Here is a 13,999-nt window from a genome sequence, read left to right on the forward strand (position 1 = left end):
TAAATATGGAACGGGGACTCGTGCCGGTCAAGTAGGCGTGTCTAGGATTTCGTCCAGATTTCTGGACCGGCAGTCAGGAAGGTGCGAATGGCGCAGGCCGTACGGCACGACGCGATGCGGGCGCGCAACCTGTCCCTCGTCCTGCGAGAGGTCCGGACCCGTGGCTCGCTCACGCGGGCGTCCCTCGCCGAGGTCACCGGGCTGACCAAGACGACCGTGTCCAAGCTGGTCGCAGACCTGCTCGACGCCGGGCTGGTGGTGGAGACCGGCGCCGTCAGGGCCGGCGAGCGCGGCCGTCCGGGGGTCGAGGTGCGGGTCAGCGGAGACCGCGTCGCGGCCCTCGGTCTCGAGCTCAACGTCGACTATCTGGCGGTCAGAGTCGTCGACCTGGCCCGCCGGGTGAGGCTGCGGCTGACCCAGACGGTCGACAACCGTTTGTCAGAACCGCTCGACGTCATCGGCGACCTCCGCCGCCTGGCGCTCTCGGCGCTCGCCCAGGCCGAGGGGACCGGATTGCGGGTCGTCGGCGCCGGTCTGGCCGTGCCCGGCCCGGTCGACGTCGAGTCGGGCGAGATCCACAACGCCCCCAACCTCGGCTGGCGGAACGTGCCCGTGGGAGCCGCCCTCGACCTCGGGGTGCCGATCAGGGTCGAGAACGAGGCCAACCTGGCCGCCCTCGGCGAACTCTGGTTCGGCGTCGGCCGGGCCGACTTCCTCTACGTCTCGGGCGAGATCGGCATCGGCGCCGGCCTGGTCGTCAACGGCGCCCTGTTCCGCGGCGCGCGCGGCTTCGCCGGCGAGCTCGGCCACGTGGTCGTGACGCCCGAGGGCCCGCAGTGCCGCTGCGGGGCCCGGGGCTGCCTGGAGCAGTACGCCGGCCAGGACGCCTTCTTCGACGCCGTCGGCGACCGCAGCCCCTACGCCCACGGCATCGACGCCATCGTCGACCGGCTCGAACACGGCGACGCCGCCACCCTGGCCGCCTGCGACAAGGCGGGCTGGGCGCTCGGCGTGGCGCTGTCGTCGGCGATCAACCTGGTCGACCCGCACACGATCGTCCTGGGCGGCATCTACGCCCCCCTGTTCCCGTGGATCGGCGGCGTGGTCGCCGAGACGATGGGCGCCCGCCTGGCCCAACTGCGCGCCCAGGCCCCGCCCGTCGAGGTCTCTCAGCTCGGCTCGGAGGCGGCGGCGCTCGGCGCGGCCGGTCAGGTGCTGGAGACCGTCGTCGCCGACCCCGCCGCGCTCTCGGAGCGGCTCACAGACCGGAGGGATCCCGCCCCACGCTGATCTGCTCGGCGATCCGGCGCACCTCATCACCCGACAACCGGGGCGCCGGAGGGAGGTTGCGCAACAACGCCGCCACCACGTCGTCGACCGCGCCCCCCGCATGGTCGCGCGCGACCTCGTGGACCGCCTGGAACAACATCTGGTTCTCCGCGCGCTCCCGCGCCACGCGGTCGACGATCATCGTTAAACGTCCCCCTTAGGAATGGCCGCCGACCACCCTAGGACCTGGCACCGACAGTTTCCCGGGAACAAGCGGAGATCCCCGGTTGCTGCTGGAGACATGCCGGTTCAGCGACTCAACCACGCCGTGCTGTACGTCCGCGACGTCGCACGCAGCGTCGACTTCTACGAGAAGGCCCTCGGCTTCCGAGTGGTCATGGGCTTCCCCGGAGCCGCGTTCCTCCAGGCGGAGGGGTCGTCCAACGACCACGACCTCGGCCTGTTCGAAGTGGGCGCCGACGCGGGACCCACCACCGCCGGCCGAGGCGCGGTCGGGCTCTACCACCTGGCGTGGGAGGTCGACACGCTGGCCGAACTCGAACGCGTCCAGGTCCGCCTGCTGGAGCTCGGCGCGCTCGTCGGCGCCTCCGACCACTCGACGACCAAGGCCCTCTACGCAAAGGACCCCGACGGGCTGGAGTTCGAGGTGTCGTGGCTGGTCCCGGCCGACCTGATCACCGAGGCGATCGCGGGCGGCAAGGCGTCGGTCCGGCCGCTGGACCTGGCGAAGGAGATCGAACGCTTCGGCGCGACCACGCCGGGCGGCATCGGGGTGTCACGCTAGCCGCTCCCGCTGGGCCTCGGTGAGCCGGATCGCCCCGGCCGCGACGTTCTCCTCCAGGTGCGCGATCTTCGACGTACCGGGGATGGGCAGGATGACCGGAGAGCGGGCCAGCAACCAGGCGAGCCCGATCTGAGCCCTGGTGGCGCCGAATTCCGCTTCGAACGTCTTCATCTTCGGTGCGTTGACCAGGTCGAGAATCGGCCGCCAGGGCAGGAAGGCGATGCCCGCCGCCTCGCAGGCGGCCAAGACCGCCTCGTGGGCGGGGTCGAGCAGGTTGTAGCGGTTCTGCACGCTCGCCACCTCGACGATCCCGCGCGCCTGCACGAGCTGCTCGACGGTGACCTCGGAGAGCCCGATGTGGCCGATCTTGCCCTGGTCGCGGAGGTCCTTGAGGGTGCCGACCTGGTCGGCCAGTGGAACCTCGGGGTCGACCCGGTGCAACTGGAGCAGGTCGAGCCGTTCCATGCGCAGGCGCGTCAGCGCCGCGTCGACCTGGGTGCGCAGCACCTCCGGCCGTCCGTCGAGCTGACCGGGCTGCGCGACCCCCACCTTGGTGGTCACGAGCAGTTCTTCCCTGTACGGCCACAGGGTGCGGGCCAGCAGCTCCTCGTTGGCGCCCCAGCCGTAGAGGTAGGCGGTGTCGATGAGCGTGACGCCGAGGTCGACGGCGCGTCTCACCACGTCGCCGTCTTCTGGGGACAGGTGCATGGCGCCGAAGCCCAGTCGCCGGACCCGGAGTTCGCCGCCGATCAGGAACTCGTCGTACAGGTTGCGCCAGAACGAGGTCTCGCCGGTCTGGATGAAACCGGCACGTTGCAGCACCCGCCGGGAGCCCCGATTCTCCACGTCGGCGCCGGCCCGCAGGCTGCGCAGGCCGTAGCCCTTCGCGCGGTCGCACAGTTCCCGGACCGCCGCGGTGGCCACGCCCCGGCCGGTCGCCTTCTCGGCCAGGCGGAAGCCCAGTTCGGCGGTGCCGTTCTTCATGTCGTACAGGTTGAAGCGGCCCAGGATCTCGCCGTCGTCGGCGACCAGGACGTGGAAGCGCAGCTCGCCCTCGGCCTGCGCGTCGAGCACACCCTGATGGTGGTAGGCGAACGTGGTGAAGTAGTCGTCGCCGCGGTCTTCGACGTTGCGGGCGAAGAAGGCGCGGTTGTCGGTCTCGAAGGTCAGGAGCCGATCGGCGTGGTCGGCCCGCAGAAGCTGGAGTTCCGGCATGCCTATGAGTCAAGCAGGTCCAGCATGTAGGTGATCTGCGCCGACCGCGCGGTGTCGATCTGCTCGGCCAGGCCGAGCGCGCCCGGGTTCGCGCCGCTGCCCTTCTCGTACCGGGCGAACTGGATCGCGTCGTCCTGGTGGGCGATGAGGGCGTTGAGGAGTTCGCGGGGGAAGTCGGTGTCGGCGGTCTTGCGGAGGCGGGTCAGGTCTTTCTGCGCGTCGATCGCGGTGCCGCCGTGGGCGTGGTGGGCCTCCTGGTCCATGGTCAGGGGTTGTTCCCACTGGAGGAGCCACGTCGTCATCGTGCTCGTCTCGGTCTCCTGGGTGACCCGCATCGCGGCGGCCAGCTGCTCGACCCTCGCGGGCAGCTCGCGGTTCTCGGCGAGCCGGGCCAGCTCGTGGCCCTGTTTGTTGTGCGCGACCATCATCTGCAGGAACATGACGTCTGCCGCGTTGACCGGGGCTTCTTCCTGGACGCCGGGCGCGGCGCAGGCCGTACAGGCCAGGAAGAGAACGATGAGCAGCCGGCGCATGCCCGCCTCCTTCGACGGCGGGCCGCGCCCGACGGACGCGGCCCGCGTTCACTCACGGGATCAGACGCGCTGCCACAGGGCCGGCACGTTCGGGGGCTCCCAGCCGACGAGCGAGGTGTGCGGCTGGCGGCACTGGTAGGTTACGCCGCCGTAGGTCACCCGGTTGCCGGTCTGGTACGACACGCCGGCCGCCCAGGTGCCGCCCGGGTTCTGGGTGGGCGTGACCGTCGGGGTCGGCGTGGGCGTGGGGGTTGGGGTGACCGTGGGGGTGGGGGTCGGCGTCGGGTTGGGGTTGTTCCCGCCGCTGAAGACCACGTCGGAGCAGGTGTAGAACGCCTCGTTGGAGCCGACCACGCGCTGCCAGATGGAGAAGAGGATGTGGCGGCCGGTCCGCTGCGGGATGTTGATGGTCCAGTTGGTGAACGTCGTCGGGTTGAAGTTGTTGAACGTCTGGATGTGCACCAGGTCCGACCACTTCAGCTGCATCGACGGGTTCCAGCCCTCGCGGGTGATGTAGAACTCGAAGTTGCTGTTCGAGTGGGGCGCCGTCGCGTGGTAGGTGATGGTGCGCGGCCCGGCGGAGAACGACGTCGCCGGCCAGTCGGTGCGCTGGAGGTCCAGCCCCCGGTACTTGTCACGGCCCGCGCTGCAGAGCTTCCCGTCGGGGATGATCTGGCGGTGGCGGCCGCCCGCTTCGAGCAGGCTGACCTCGTTCCAGTCGTAGAAGGCCTGGGTGCCCCCGGCGGCGACGGCGGCGGCGCAGGCGGCCGAGTCGGGCGACTCGGGGCCCTCGTTCTTGCACTGGTAGACGCGGCTCGGGGGGTTCGACATGGTGCCGTGGGCGCTGGCGGGGGCGGACGGCAGGACTACGAGCAGCGAGCCGGCCATGAGACCGGCGGCGGCTGCTGCCACCTTGTTACGTAACACTGGCTCTCCTCCGTGGAGCGGATACGCGAACTCCGGCCACCTCATGAGGAGAGCCGGAGCCCATGGCGGAAGGATCAGCGGGGGAACGCGGGGTGACGGCCGCGAACTTAAGCTTTCTATAAAGAAACCTTCCTAAGAGAAGGATCACTCAGACTTCCTGACTCCGCAAGTCATCTGATGACATCAACCCGGATGACCGCAGGATGCCGCGCCGACTTTGTGACCCTCACCTCCCGCGCCCAGCAGGCGGAGGCGATGAGCGGCGCGGTGCCGGCGAAGTCGGCCTCGGTGATCCCGGCCCGGCAGTAGACCCACACGCGTTCCCCCTCCCGGGTCGGGCCGGTCCAGAGGACCACCGGCAGCCTGCCGCGCCGCGTCACGATGAGGGCTTCGGCGCAGGCCGTGCGGATGCGGTGGGGGGTGACCACACACCAGAGGCGGGCAAGGGCGCGCCTGCGGGCGAACGGGGAGACCGAGACGAGCGCGACAAGGAGCCCGGCGACGGTGACCACGAGCTGCCAGCCGACGGCCGAGACGAGAAACGGCCCCCCGATGAGGAGAGCCGCTTCATAACGCCAGCGCCACACGACCACGAAGGGACCCGGGGGCGCCACCCTGCCTTCCAGGGCCCGGACGAGTTGCCTGGTCATCTGCGGCTCGCCTCGGACTGGGCTTGGCGACTGGCCTGGAGGTGGTCGAAGCGGGGGTCGCGGTAGGTGCGGCGGTTCCATTTCCGGTCGATCTGCCAGCCGACGACGAAGGCGAAAGCGTCGGGTTCGGCGAAGAGGTCGTCGGTGCGGCGTTTGACGATGGCGGCGATTCGGTCCAATAAGCCACGAGGGGGCGACAATTCCCTACCTCTTGGGTTAATCTGCATTGTGGATCGTCCTTTACTGAGCGGTGAGCGACGGTCTCCAGCTCCGGGGCCCGATGCGCCAACATCGGGTCCCGTTTTATTTAGGCCACAGATGGCCCCAGTTCACACCCTCCCGGTAGCGTTCCCAATCCGTTTATAACGCCATTCGGCCGGAAACATACCTAGACGACCCTCACTGGCAATTACCACTTGGGCGGGCCCCAGTACGGGATTTTCGATCACCGGGACGTGCCATGGCTGGGACCAACCTGACGCTTCGGCGACGACAACTCGCCGCTCGGCTGAAGCGGCTCCGGCAGGAGTCGGGGCTGACCCTCGAAGAGGTATGCACGCGGATGCATGCCTCTACGGCGAAACTCTCGCGGCTGGAAAACGGGCAGCGCGGGGCGAGCCCGCGTGACGTCGAAATCCTCACGGCCATCTACGGAATCAGCGATCCCGCGCTCATCGCGGAGCTGACCGCCATGGCGGCCGATTCACGCACCCAGCTGCTGCGCCGCGAGTATGGCAGCCTCGGCGACCGCGCCATTTACAGCTACATCGACATGGAAGCGGCGGCGACCGCGATCACGGAATTCCAGATCGCGGCGTTTCCTGGCCTGCTTCAAATCGAAGACTATGCCAGAACCGTGATCCGGCTGATGAACATAGATCGAGAACCCGAGAAGATCGAGAAGTGGACCCGCGCCCGCATGTTACGGCAGCGACTCCTGACCTCAGGCGATCCCCCCAAGTATCAGGCTTTCGTCGATGAGGCGGTCTTGTGGCGAGTGGTCGGCGGACCCGACATCATGCGCCGCCAGATCGAACACATCATTCCCCTGGCGGAGAGCAGTCTCGTGACGCTGCGGATCCTGCCGTTTCAGGCGGGACCATACCCTGCCGCCGACAGCCCTTTCGTGCTGTTCGACATCTCGGATTTCGAGACCAGCGTGGTTTACCGGGAGACCTTCTCGACGTTCAACCTCATCGAGAAACCCGGCGACGTCGCCGCCTATCGCCGTGTGATCGACCACATGATGGGCGCCGCGCTCTCCCCCTCCGTGAGCATGGATTTCCTGGTCGAGATGCGAGACCACTACGAGAGGGGTGGGCCGGGCTTCCTCCGCGCGGTTCCCTGACATCGGCGAACGGCAAAGGGCCGGCAGCGGTTTCCCATCAGTGCGCCGGACCCTCGAGCGGAGATCTTCACGTGCTGGTAGGTTCCCCGCGTCACCATGATCTCGAGAGGGAACCCGATGTCAGGCACGGCACCGCTCAGCGAGGACCTCTGGATCCGCGCCTGCAACAACACCGAATGTGTTGAGGTCTCTCTGGCGGGTGACCGCGTCCGGGTGCGCGACAGCAAGCGTGGCGACGACGGAGCCGTTCTCGACTTCACGTCCGAGGAATGGCGGGCCTTCGTCGACGGGGTGCGGCGCGGCGTCTTCGACGTCTAGAAGTCGAAGTTCTCGAGATGAATCTGCTGTTTCGGGACGCCTGCCCGTCTCAGCGCGTTCAGCGCCTTCTGGGTCATCCCGCGCGGTCCGCACACGAACACGTCATAGTCCGCCAAATCGGGAATGGCGCGTGACAACGACCGGCCCGTGAGAGGGACCGTCAGGTCCTCGTTCACCGTGTAGTGCACCCGTGCCCCCCGGGCCGCCGCGATGGCGTCGAGTTCCCCGCGCAGCACCAGGTCTTCGACCGTCCTGGCCAGATAGAGCAGCGTCACCTGGCCCGGCATCGACTCGAACAGGGCCCGTAGCGGGCTGATGCCCACGCCGCCCGCGATCAGCAGGATCCGGTCGGATCGGGCGCGGGCGGCGGTCAGGGCGCCGTAGGGGCCCTCGGCGCAGACCCGGGTGCCGGGGGTCAGGGAGAAGAGGGCGCGGCTGTGCGCACCGGCCGCCTTCACGGTGATGCGCAAGTGGCGGCCGCTCGGTACGGCCGAGAGGGAGTAGGGGTTGGCCGCCCACCACATGCCCTTGGCCAGGAAGCGCCAGCGGAAGAACTGGCCGGGTTCGGCGGCCAATCGGTCCAGGTCGTCGCCTGCGATGTAGACGGACACCACGTCGGCCGACTCGCGGCGGATGCCGGCCACGCACAGGCGGTGGCGCCGGGATCGGATCACCGGCAGGGCGAAGCGGTACCAGAGCAGGAGCGCCGCCACGCCCAAGTAGAGGGCCCGCCAGGCCCACGCGCCGACGCCTCCGAAGGACGGCCCGGTGAGCTGGTGGGCGAAGCCCAGGTAGATGGCCACGTAGGTGAGGAAGTGGGCGTAGTGCCAGGCTTCGTACGACATCCGCGACCGGATCGCCGGGGCCGAGATCACGCCCACTGCCAGCAGGAACGCCAATGAGACGGTGGCCTCGAGGATGCCGGGGGCGTACAGGACGAGACCGAACGTGCCCTCCCACACGCCCGACCTGACCACCCGCGCCGACATGGCGAAGACCATGTGGGCGACCGACAGCGCCAGCGTGCCTCGGCCTCCCAGCGCGTGCCAGCGGGAGAGCCGGTCGGAGCCGATCGTGCGGTCGAGGTAAGGAATGCGGGCCATGAGGGCCACCAGGATCGCCGCGCCGTAACCGGCCAGCAGGCCGGTCAGGCGGCCCAGCCACGCCAGGCCGTCGGCGGTGGACGCCACTTCTGGCAGGTCGGCCCAGCAGCCGGCCGTCGCCACCCCGGCGCCGATCCACAGCAGGGCCCCGACGAAGCTGCCCTGGCGTCGTCGTGAGGCGGGGGCACCGCCGGGCCGGGGCGCGCGGGCGCGCGACCGGCGCGGCTCCGTGGGAACGGAACGCAGTGCCCCCGTGGCCGGGCCGTCACTACTCATCCGACGGGGTCTGCCGGGTGCGGGGGCCGCCGGGACCGGGTGCAGGCTTCCGGTCGCCGGGCCCTCCTCGTCGAGCAAGGACACCCAGCGCGCCTGCGACGGCGGCCGGAGCAGGCTTTCCCAGTGGGTCGTCATCTCAGGTCGGCCAGCGTCGTGGAGCGGGCGGCCGACAGGGCCTTGGCGTACTGTTTCGTCGCCTCGTTCGCGCCGGATGTCTGTTCGCCTTTCGCGACCAGCAGGGACTGGGTCAGGAAGTCCTTCAGGTGTTTCCGGAACAGCGTGTCGAACGGCTCCGCGTTGAGACGTTGCGCTATCAACAGGTCGCTCTTCGTCACCATACCGGGCATGTCATGACCCTCGTGGACGTTTGTCGGCGGAAGCCCCGCTTCACGCAACAAACCACGTAGTCCCGCAAGTTGCTGCTGCTGTTCGGCCGCGACCTGGGACGCCAGGGCCAGCACTGACGGGTTCGCTGTGCGTTCAGGCGCCAGGTCCGTCAGTGCCAGCACCGACTCGGTCATGGGGATCTCGAGTTGGATCCAGGCCACGTCCGTGGGGTTGAACGCGGCCGACGGCTGGGCCGCGACCGCGCTGGGTTGCACCGCCGCCGCGGCGGGACCATGAACCCGCGGGACGGCGCAGCCCGACACCAGGAGGGCGGCGAGCGCGACCGCCCAGGGTGCGCCAGATGTCAGTCGCACGTCACTTCCCTCCCCAGTGGGTCTTCCTGTTACCGGAGACCCGCAGGTCACAGCAGAACAACAGAAATCCCCCAAAAAGGTCAGTAGATTTTCGTAACCCCAGGCACTGCCGCGGGGTCTCCGAAGCACGGCCCTCAGAAGGGGATGCAGCATGCCAGCGAGGAGCGGACCCGACACGGCGATGGTCGCGGCGGCACGCGACGGGGATCAGGCTGCCCTCGACCGCCTGGTCGCCGACTCGCTGCCGCTCGTCTACAACATCGTCGGCCGGGCCCTGAACGGGCACAACGACACCGACGACGTCGTCCAGGAGACCCTGATCCGGATGGTTCGCGGGCTGCCGGGGCTGCGGGATCTCGACGCCTACCGCTCGTGGCTGGTGGCCATCGCGGTCCGGCAGGTACGCGACCACGAAGCCGAGAAGCGCACCGCCCAGCACCGCCGGACCGACCTCGACACGGCGACCGAGGTGGCCGACCCCGCCTCCGACTTCGCCGGGCTGACCATCCTGCAGCTGGGGCTGACCGACCAGCGGCGCGAGGTCGCCGAGGCGACCCGCTGGCTCGACCCGGACGACCGGGCGTTGTTGTCGCTCTGGTGGCTGGAGGAGACCGGGGAGCTCGGGCGGGCCGACCTCGCCTCGTCGCTCGGCCTGTCGGCCAAGCACGCGGCCGTGCGGGTGCAGCGCATGAAGGAGCAGATCCAGATCGCGCAGTCGGTCGTGCGCTGCCTGAACGCCCAAGCCCAGTGCCCCGAGCTCCGGGGCATGTTCCTCGGCTGGGACGGGGTGCCCTCGCCGCTGTGGCGCAAGCGGTTCGCCCGGCACATCCGGGGGTGTACGTTCTGCGGCCGCCGCACCCAGGGCATGGTGCCCCTGGAGCGGCTGCTGCTCGGGTTGCCCCTGGTGGCGGTGCCGGCCGGGTTCCTGCTCACCAAGCTCGTACCGGTGTCGATCAAAGCGACGGCCGTGGCGGCCAAGAACATCTGGATCCCCCTCACGGCCGCCGGGGCGGCGGCGGTGACGGCGGGGGTGTTCGTCCTGCAGCCCTGGACGAGCGACGCGCCGCCGAAACCCATAGCGGTTCCGCCGCCCGTGGTGGTCGCCGAGAGCCCGACCCCGTCGAAGACGCCCGTCCGCAAGGCGAGCCCGAGCCCCAGCCCCAGCCCCAAACCGTCGAAGAAGCCCTCGCCGAAGCCGTCGAAGTCACCCGAGGCGCCGCCTCCGCCGCCCGCCGCCCCGGCGGTGAAGAAGGGCGTCGGGGTGTGGCCGATGAACGGGGTCAGCACCTCCCTGGCCAAGTCGGGGGCCCGCTGGTACTACACCTGGGCGACCCACCAGAACGGCGTGCAGACCCCGAGGAACGTGGAGTTCGTCCCGATGATCTGGGGCGCCGACAGCGTCACGCCGAAGGCGCTCGCGGAGGCCAAGAAGGCGGGTCCGTACCTGCTGAGCTTCAACGAGCCCGACCTGGCCCAGCAGTCGAACATGACCGTCGAACGGGCCCTGGAGTTGTGGCCGCAGCTGGAGAAGGCCGGGAAGATCCTCGGCTCCCCCGGCGTGGCCTTCGGCGGCGACACCCCGGGCGGCTGGCTCGACCGTTTCATGAAGGGCGCCAAGGAGAACGGCTACCGCGTCGACTTCGTCACCCTGCACTGGTACGGCGGCGACTTCCGCGCCTCGGCCGCGACGCAGCAGCTCAAGAGCTATCTCCAGAAGGTCTACCAGCGGTACAAGAAGCCGATCTGGCTGACCGAGTACGCCCTGATCGACTTCTCCGACGGCGCGCAGTACGCCTCCGACGCCGAGCAGGCCGCCTTCCTGGCCGCCTCGTCGAAGATGCTCGCCTCACTGCCCTACGTGCACCGGTACGCGTGGTTCGGCCTCCCCGCCAAGGAGGCCGAACCCAACAGCGGTCTGTTCACCGAGGACGGCGTCGCGACCCGGGCCGGCAAGGCGTTCCAACAGGCCCGTTAGCGGACGAAGCCGTTCACGATCATCGGCAGCGACGCGTCGAGGCCGACGACGTTGAGCGAGTCGGGGTCGGTGTGGTCGGCGATCGAGTAACCGGCGGCCGTCATGGCCGCCACGACCAGCCGCGTCCCCGGGTTGACCGTCTTGCGGTAGCGGGCGAGCTGGTCGGCCGGGTCGCCCCGGCCGGCCCACGTCTCGTTGTCGGTGAAGACGACGACGCCGTCGACGTTCATCCGCTCCCGGAGCAGGTACCGGAACGGCATCGACAGGTCGGTGCCGCCGCCCGACGCCCGCCACTTGGCGATGTCGCGGAGGTTGGTGCGCGCGGTCACCTTCGAGGCGTGCGCCTGCGTGTCGACCTCGATGGCGTGCACGTTGCCCTTCTCGATGCGCGCCAGCATGACCGCCATGGCCGAGCCGACCTCGTACGGCGTGCCGACGGGCGAGCCGCCGACCACGCACCGCGCGTACGTCATCGAGCCCGACGAGTCGACCGCGAGCAGCAGCCTCTTGCCGGTCGGCTTGACGACGCCGAAGGACTTCTCGTACGCCTCCTCCAGCGCGTCGAGGATCGCCGGGACCGGCGTCCACGTCGCGCCGTTGCGGCCCTGGCCCGAGGCGTAGACGCGCATCGCCAGCCACACGTCCAGCGGGTGGACGCGGGCCTTGCGGAGCTGGTGGAACGCGGTGAGCCGGGCGGCCGCGCGCCGGGTGGCGTCGCCGAGCGGCACGAGCGTGCCGATGCGGGTCATCCGGGCGAGGTTGCGCAGCAGCGCGGTCAGGCCGATGGTGTCGACGAGGTGGTCCCAGACCTTCGGCTCGGTGAGCATCGCGTCGGGCAGGAACTCCCACGGCACGTCGAGCCGGGTCGCCTCCTCGACCGTGGTGACGGCCTTGGCGGTGAGGAACCGGTCGACCGAGGGCAGCGCCGCGCGGGCGGCGTCGTCGTCGACGTTGCCGGCGATCCAGCCGAACAGCGTCTTGCGCTGGTCGGTGTCGCCCGCCGGGTGGGCCATCCGCAACACGTCGCGCAGCGCGAACGACTCGCCCGAGGGCGTCTTGCGCTGACCCGCCTTGCAGACCTTGAACGCCACGTCGTCGGGCTCGCCCTGCAGGAACCACGAGCCGAGCGCGGTCCGCAGCGAGCGGCCCATCACGGGGCTGGTGCCCCGCGAGGTCCGCTTGCCGCCGAGGTTCTTGTAGTAGCCGAAGAAGGTCGCGAGGTGGTCGGTGGTGCGGGCGACCTTGGGCAGCGCCGACTTGGCGGCCCGGCGGGTCGCCTCGTCGCCGCGTGCGTAGGCGGCCGCGAGCGCGAAGAGGGCGGGCTGGTTCTTGGGGGCGCGGGGCGGCCGGGCGGTGGAGATCTCGGTGAGCATCTCGACCACGCGCGGGCCGTCGGCGTGCAGCGCCCTGTAGAGGACGCCGACGTTGATCTCGGTCAGCTTGCCGCCGTCGACGTAGTAGGTGCCCCCGGTCGTGCCGAGGATGAGGAAGTCCTCGACCCGCTGCCACAGGTCCTTCTCGAAGACGACGCCGCCGGCGGCGTTGCGCACCTTCTTCGCGCCGATCTCGGAGACGTCGGCGAGGGGGTCACGAATGTCGTTCACGACGATTCCTCCGTAATTCTGAGTGGACGGATATGACTGTGCCGACCGATGTGCACGGTGCTCTGCCATTTGAGCTAGAGCTCGATTTCCGAGCTCCGCGGGATTCGAACCCGCGAACCGCCGCGTTGGGATAACCGACCGAATTCGACCCGTCCTGGCGCGGTTCGAGAATGGCGCGGATGTGGTGCGACAACCGGTGTAAGTGCTCTAACCGCTGAGCTACCGGGGCAGGTGGCACCCCGGGCGGGATTCGAACCCGCGACCTCTCGATCCGGAGTCGATAACCGATTGTCTTCGACCCGCGCCATCCGCGAACCGACGTTAAAGACGGTACAGATCACCGTTCAATTCGCCCACCCGTTTTCGGCGGCTTGCCGGGCGTGCGGTAGGGTGATGGCGTTTCGTAGAGAGCTCTGACTTGAGGAGGTGAGACCCATTCCCGCCCAGTTCCGCCCAGGAAGGCAGGTCTCGTGTCCCTCTCCTCAGTCGTCTCCGAACTCCGCTCCGCCGGATGCGTCTTCGCCGAAGACGAAGCACGGCTGATCCTCTCCACCGCCGACTCTCCCGAAGACCTGCGCCGCATGGTCGGCCAGCGGGTGGCGGGGCTCCCTCTCGAACAGGTGCTGGGCTGGGCCCGGTTCCGCGATCTGCGCGTCGCCGTCGACCCCGGGGTCTTCGTGCCCCGGCGGCGCACCGAGTTCCTGGCCGGCGAGGCCGTCGCGCGGGCCCGGCCGGGGTCGGTCGTCGTCGATCTCTGCTGCGGGACGGGGGCCGTGGGGGCCGCCGTCGCCGCCGAGGTGCCCGGAGTGATCCTGCACGTCTCCGACATCGACCCGGCGGCCGTCGCGTGCGCCCGGCGCAACGTGCCGCAGGCACTGATCCACCAGGGCGACCTCTACCAGGCGCTGCCGCTCCTCCTGCGGGGGCGCATCGACGTGCTGGTGGCCAACGCGCCCTACGTGCCGACCGACGAGGTCGACTATCTCCCGCCCGAGGCGCGGCTGCACGAGCCTCTGGTCGCCCTCGACGGGGGCGAAGACGGGTTGGCGCTGATCAGGCGGGTGATCAGGCTGGCGCCCGAGTGGCTGGCGCCGGGCGGATCGGTCCTCGTCGAGACCTCGGAGGAGCAGGCGGCCGGCGCGTGCGCTGCGGTGCTGAAGGCCGGCATGGAGCCCTTCATCACCTCTTCCGCGGAGCTTGACGCGACTGTCATCGTCGGGCAAATGCCGATTCGGTAACAGGTATTTCGGCCCGTGCCCAACAACGTCAGATTGT

15 protein-coding genes and 1 pseudogene are annotated in these 13,999 nt (G+C 69.6%); 6 read left to right on the forward strand and 10 right to left on the reverse strand.

From position 1 onward, the window contains the following. The first annotated feature begins 87 nt into the window (after positions 1-87). Positions 88-1,290 carry an ROK family transcriptional regulator gene (locus AW271_RS30590; protein WP_062341078.1) on the forward strand — a complete coding sequence of 401 codons (1,203 nt, stop codon included), beginning with the start codon at positions 88-90 and terminating at the stop codon, positions 1,288-1,290. Here the strand turns inward: AW271_RS30590 and AW271_RS30595 are convergent. Beyond that, positions 1,259-1,471 (reverse strand): hypothetical protein, encoded by a 213-nt coding sequence (locus AW271_RS30595; protein ID WP_062341079.1) that lies wholly within the window; start codon positions 1,469-1,471, stop codon positions 1,259-1,261. The two genes, AW271_RS30590 and AW271_RS30595, sit on opposite strands and share 32 nt — an antisense overlap. Positions 1,472-1,570: 99 nt before the next feature. Here AW271_RS30595 and AW271_RS30600 point away from each other — a divergent pair, with 99 nt between their 5' ends. Continuing rightward, on the forward strand, positions 1,571-2,074 hold the full coding sequence (locus tag AW271_RS30600; protein WP_062341080.1) for a VOC family protein: 504 nt from the start codon (positions 1,571-1,573) through the stop codon (positions 2,072-2,074). Here the strand turns inward: AW271_RS30600 and AW271_RS42610 are convergent. From AW271_RS42610 to AW271_RS30625, 6 genes and pseudogenes are all read right to left on the reverse strand, one after another. Continuing rightward, positions 2,066-2,875 (reverse strand): aldo/keto reductase, encoded by an 810-nt coding sequence (locus AW271_RS42610; RefSeq protein WP_275935789.1) that lies wholly within the window; start codon positions 2,873-2,875, stop codon positions 2,066-2,068. The two genes, AW271_RS30600 and AW271_RS42610, sit on opposite strands and share 9 nt — an antisense overlap. A gap of 12 nt (positions 2,876-2,887) precedes the next feature. Then, positions 2,888-3,289 (reverse strand): annotated as a pseudogene (locus tag AW271_RS42615) (GNAT family N-acetyltransferase); the annotation flags it as partial. A gap of 2 nt (positions 3,290-3,291) precedes the next feature. Then, positions 3,292-3,822, reverse strand: a complete 531-nt coding sequence (locus AW271_RS30610) for a DUF305 domain-containing protein (RefSeq protein WP_062341081.1) — start codon at positions 3,820-3,822, stop codon at positions 3,292-3,294. A gap of 60 nt (positions 3,823-3,882) precedes the next feature. Further along, the gene (locus AW271_RS30615; protein ID WP_062341082.1) at positions 3,883-4,749 is read right to left on the reverse strand and encodes a lytic polysaccharide monooxygenase auxiliary activity family 9 protein; all 867 of its coding nucleotides are present in this window, start codon (positions 4,747-4,749) and stop codon (positions 3,883-3,885) included. A gap of 170 nt (positions 4,750-4,919) precedes the next feature. Next, positions 4,920-5,399: a hypothetical protein gene (locus AW271_RS30620; RefSeq protein ID WP_062341083.1), complete on the reverse strand. Its 480-nt coding sequence runs from the start codon at positions 5,397-5,399 to the stop codon at positions 4,920-4,922. Next, the gene (locus AW271_RS30625) at positions 5,396-5,578 is read right to left on the reverse strand and encodes a hypothetical protein (RefSeq protein ID WP_062341084.1); all 183 of its coding nucleotides are present in this window, start codon (positions 5,576-5,578) and stop codon (positions 5,396-5,398) included. The genes AW271_RS30620 and AW271_RS30625 overlap by 4 nt, the downstream gene beginning before the upstream one ends. Positions 5,579-5,859: 281 nt before the next feature. Between AW271_RS30625 and AW271_RS30630 the strand changes: the two genes are divergently transcribed. Both AW271_RS30630 and AW271_RS30635 read left to right on the forward strand, forming a co-directional pair. Continuing rightward, positions 5,860-6,747 carry a helix-turn-helix domain-containing protein gene (locus AW271_RS30630; protein ID WP_062341085.1) on the forward strand — a complete coding sequence of 296 codons (888 nt, stop codon included), beginning with the start codon at positions 5,860-5,862 and terminating at the stop codon, positions 6,745-6,747. Positions 6,748-6,864: 117 nt separating this feature from the next. Then, the gene (locus AW271_RS30635) at positions 6,865-7,065 is read left to right on the forward strand and encodes a DUF397 domain-containing protein (RefSeq protein WP_062341212.1); all 201 of its coding nucleotides are present in this window, start codon (positions 6,865-6,867) and stop codon (positions 7,063-7,065) included. Here AW271_RS30635 and AW271_RS30640 read toward each other — a convergent pair. Both AW271_RS30640 and AW271_RS30645 read right to left on the reverse strand, forming a co-directional pair. Next, positions 7,062-8,444 (reverse strand): ferredoxin reductase family protein, encoded by a 1,383-nt coding sequence (locus AW271_RS30640; protein ID WP_062341211.1) that lies wholly within the window; start codon positions 8,442-8,444, stop codon positions 7,062-7,064. The two genes, AW271_RS30635 and AW271_RS30640, sit on opposite strands and share 4 nt — an antisense overlap. A gap of 131 nt (positions 8,445-8,575) precedes the next feature. Next, entirely contained in the window at positions 8,576-9,145 is a 570-nt protein-coding gene (locus tag AW271_RS30645) for a DUF305 domain-containing protein (protein WP_063818171.1), read from the reverse strand. Between the two features lie 151 nt (positions 9,146-9,296). Here AW271_RS30645 and AW271_RS30650 point away from each other — a divergent pair, with 151 nt between their 5' ends. Next, positions 9,297-11,120: a sigma-70 family RNA polymerase sigma factor gene (locus AW271_RS30650; RefSeq protein WP_062341087.1), complete on the forward strand. Its 1,824-nt coding sequence runs from the start codon at positions 9,297-9,299 to the stop codon at positions 11,118-11,120. Here the strand turns inward: AW271_RS30650 and AW271_RS30655 are convergent. Then, a complete protein-coding gene (locus AW271_RS30655; protein ID WP_062341088.1) occupies positions 11,117-12,724 on the reverse strand; it encodes a TROVE domain-containing protein in 1,608 nt (535 codons plus the stop codon). The genes AW271_RS30650 and AW271_RS30655 overlap by 4 nt on opposite strands. Positions 12,725-13,194: 470 nt before the next feature. Between AW271_RS30655 and AW271_RS30660 the strand changes: the two genes are divergently transcribed. Continuing rightward, positions 13,195-13,962, forward strand: a complete 768-nt coding sequence (locus AW271_RS30660) for a putative protein N(5)-glutamine methyltransferase (protein WP_062341089.1) — start codon at positions 13,195-13,197, stop codon at positions 13,960-13,962. The last annotated feature ends 37 nt before the right edge of the window (positions 13,963-13,999 follow it).

The organism is Herbidospora sakaeratensis, assembly GCF_001570525.1.
GTDB classification, from domain to species: Bacteria; Actinomycetota; Actinomycetes; order Streptosporangiales; family Streptosporangiaceae; genus Herbidospora; species Herbidospora sakaeratensis.

Bases quoted from the DNA above. Each gene is read 5' to 3' on its own strand.
- AW271_RS30590 (WP_062341078.1), top strand. From the start codon at position 88: ATGGCGCAGGCCGTACGGCACGACGCGATGCGGGCGCGCAACCTGTCC.
- AW271_RS30595 (WP_062341079.1), bottom strand. From the start codon at position 1,471: ATGATCGTCGACCGCGTGGCGCGGGAGCGCGCGGAGAACCAGATGTTG.
- AW271_RS30600 (WP_062341080.1), top strand. From the start codon at position 1,571: ATGCCGGTTCAGCGACTCAACCACGCCGTGCTGTACGTCCGCGACGTC.
- AW271_RS30610 (WP_062341081.1), bottom strand. From the start codon at position 3,822: ATGCGCCGGCTGCTCATCGTTCTCTTCCTGGCCTGTACGGCCTGCGCC.
- AW271_RS30620 (WP_062341083.1), bottom strand. From the start codon at position 5,399: ATGACCAGGCAACTCGTCCGGGCCCTGGAAGGCAGGGTGGCGCCCCCG.
- AW271_RS30630 (WP_062341085.1), top strand. From the start codon at position 5,860: ATGGCTGGGACCAACCTGACGCTTCGGCGACGACAACTCGCCGCTCGG.
- AW271_RS30635 (WP_062341212.1), top strand. From the start codon at position 6,865: ATGTCAGGCACGGCACCGCTCAGCGAGGACCTCTGGATCCGCGCCTGC.
- AW271_RS30640 (WP_062341211.1), bottom strand. From the start codon at position 8,444: ATGAGTAGTGACGGCCCGGCCACGGGGGCACTGCGTTCCGTTCCCACG.
- AW271_RS30650 (WP_062341087.1), top strand. From the start codon at position 9,297: ATGCCAGCGAGGAGCGGACCCGACACGGCGATGGTCGCGGCGGCACGC.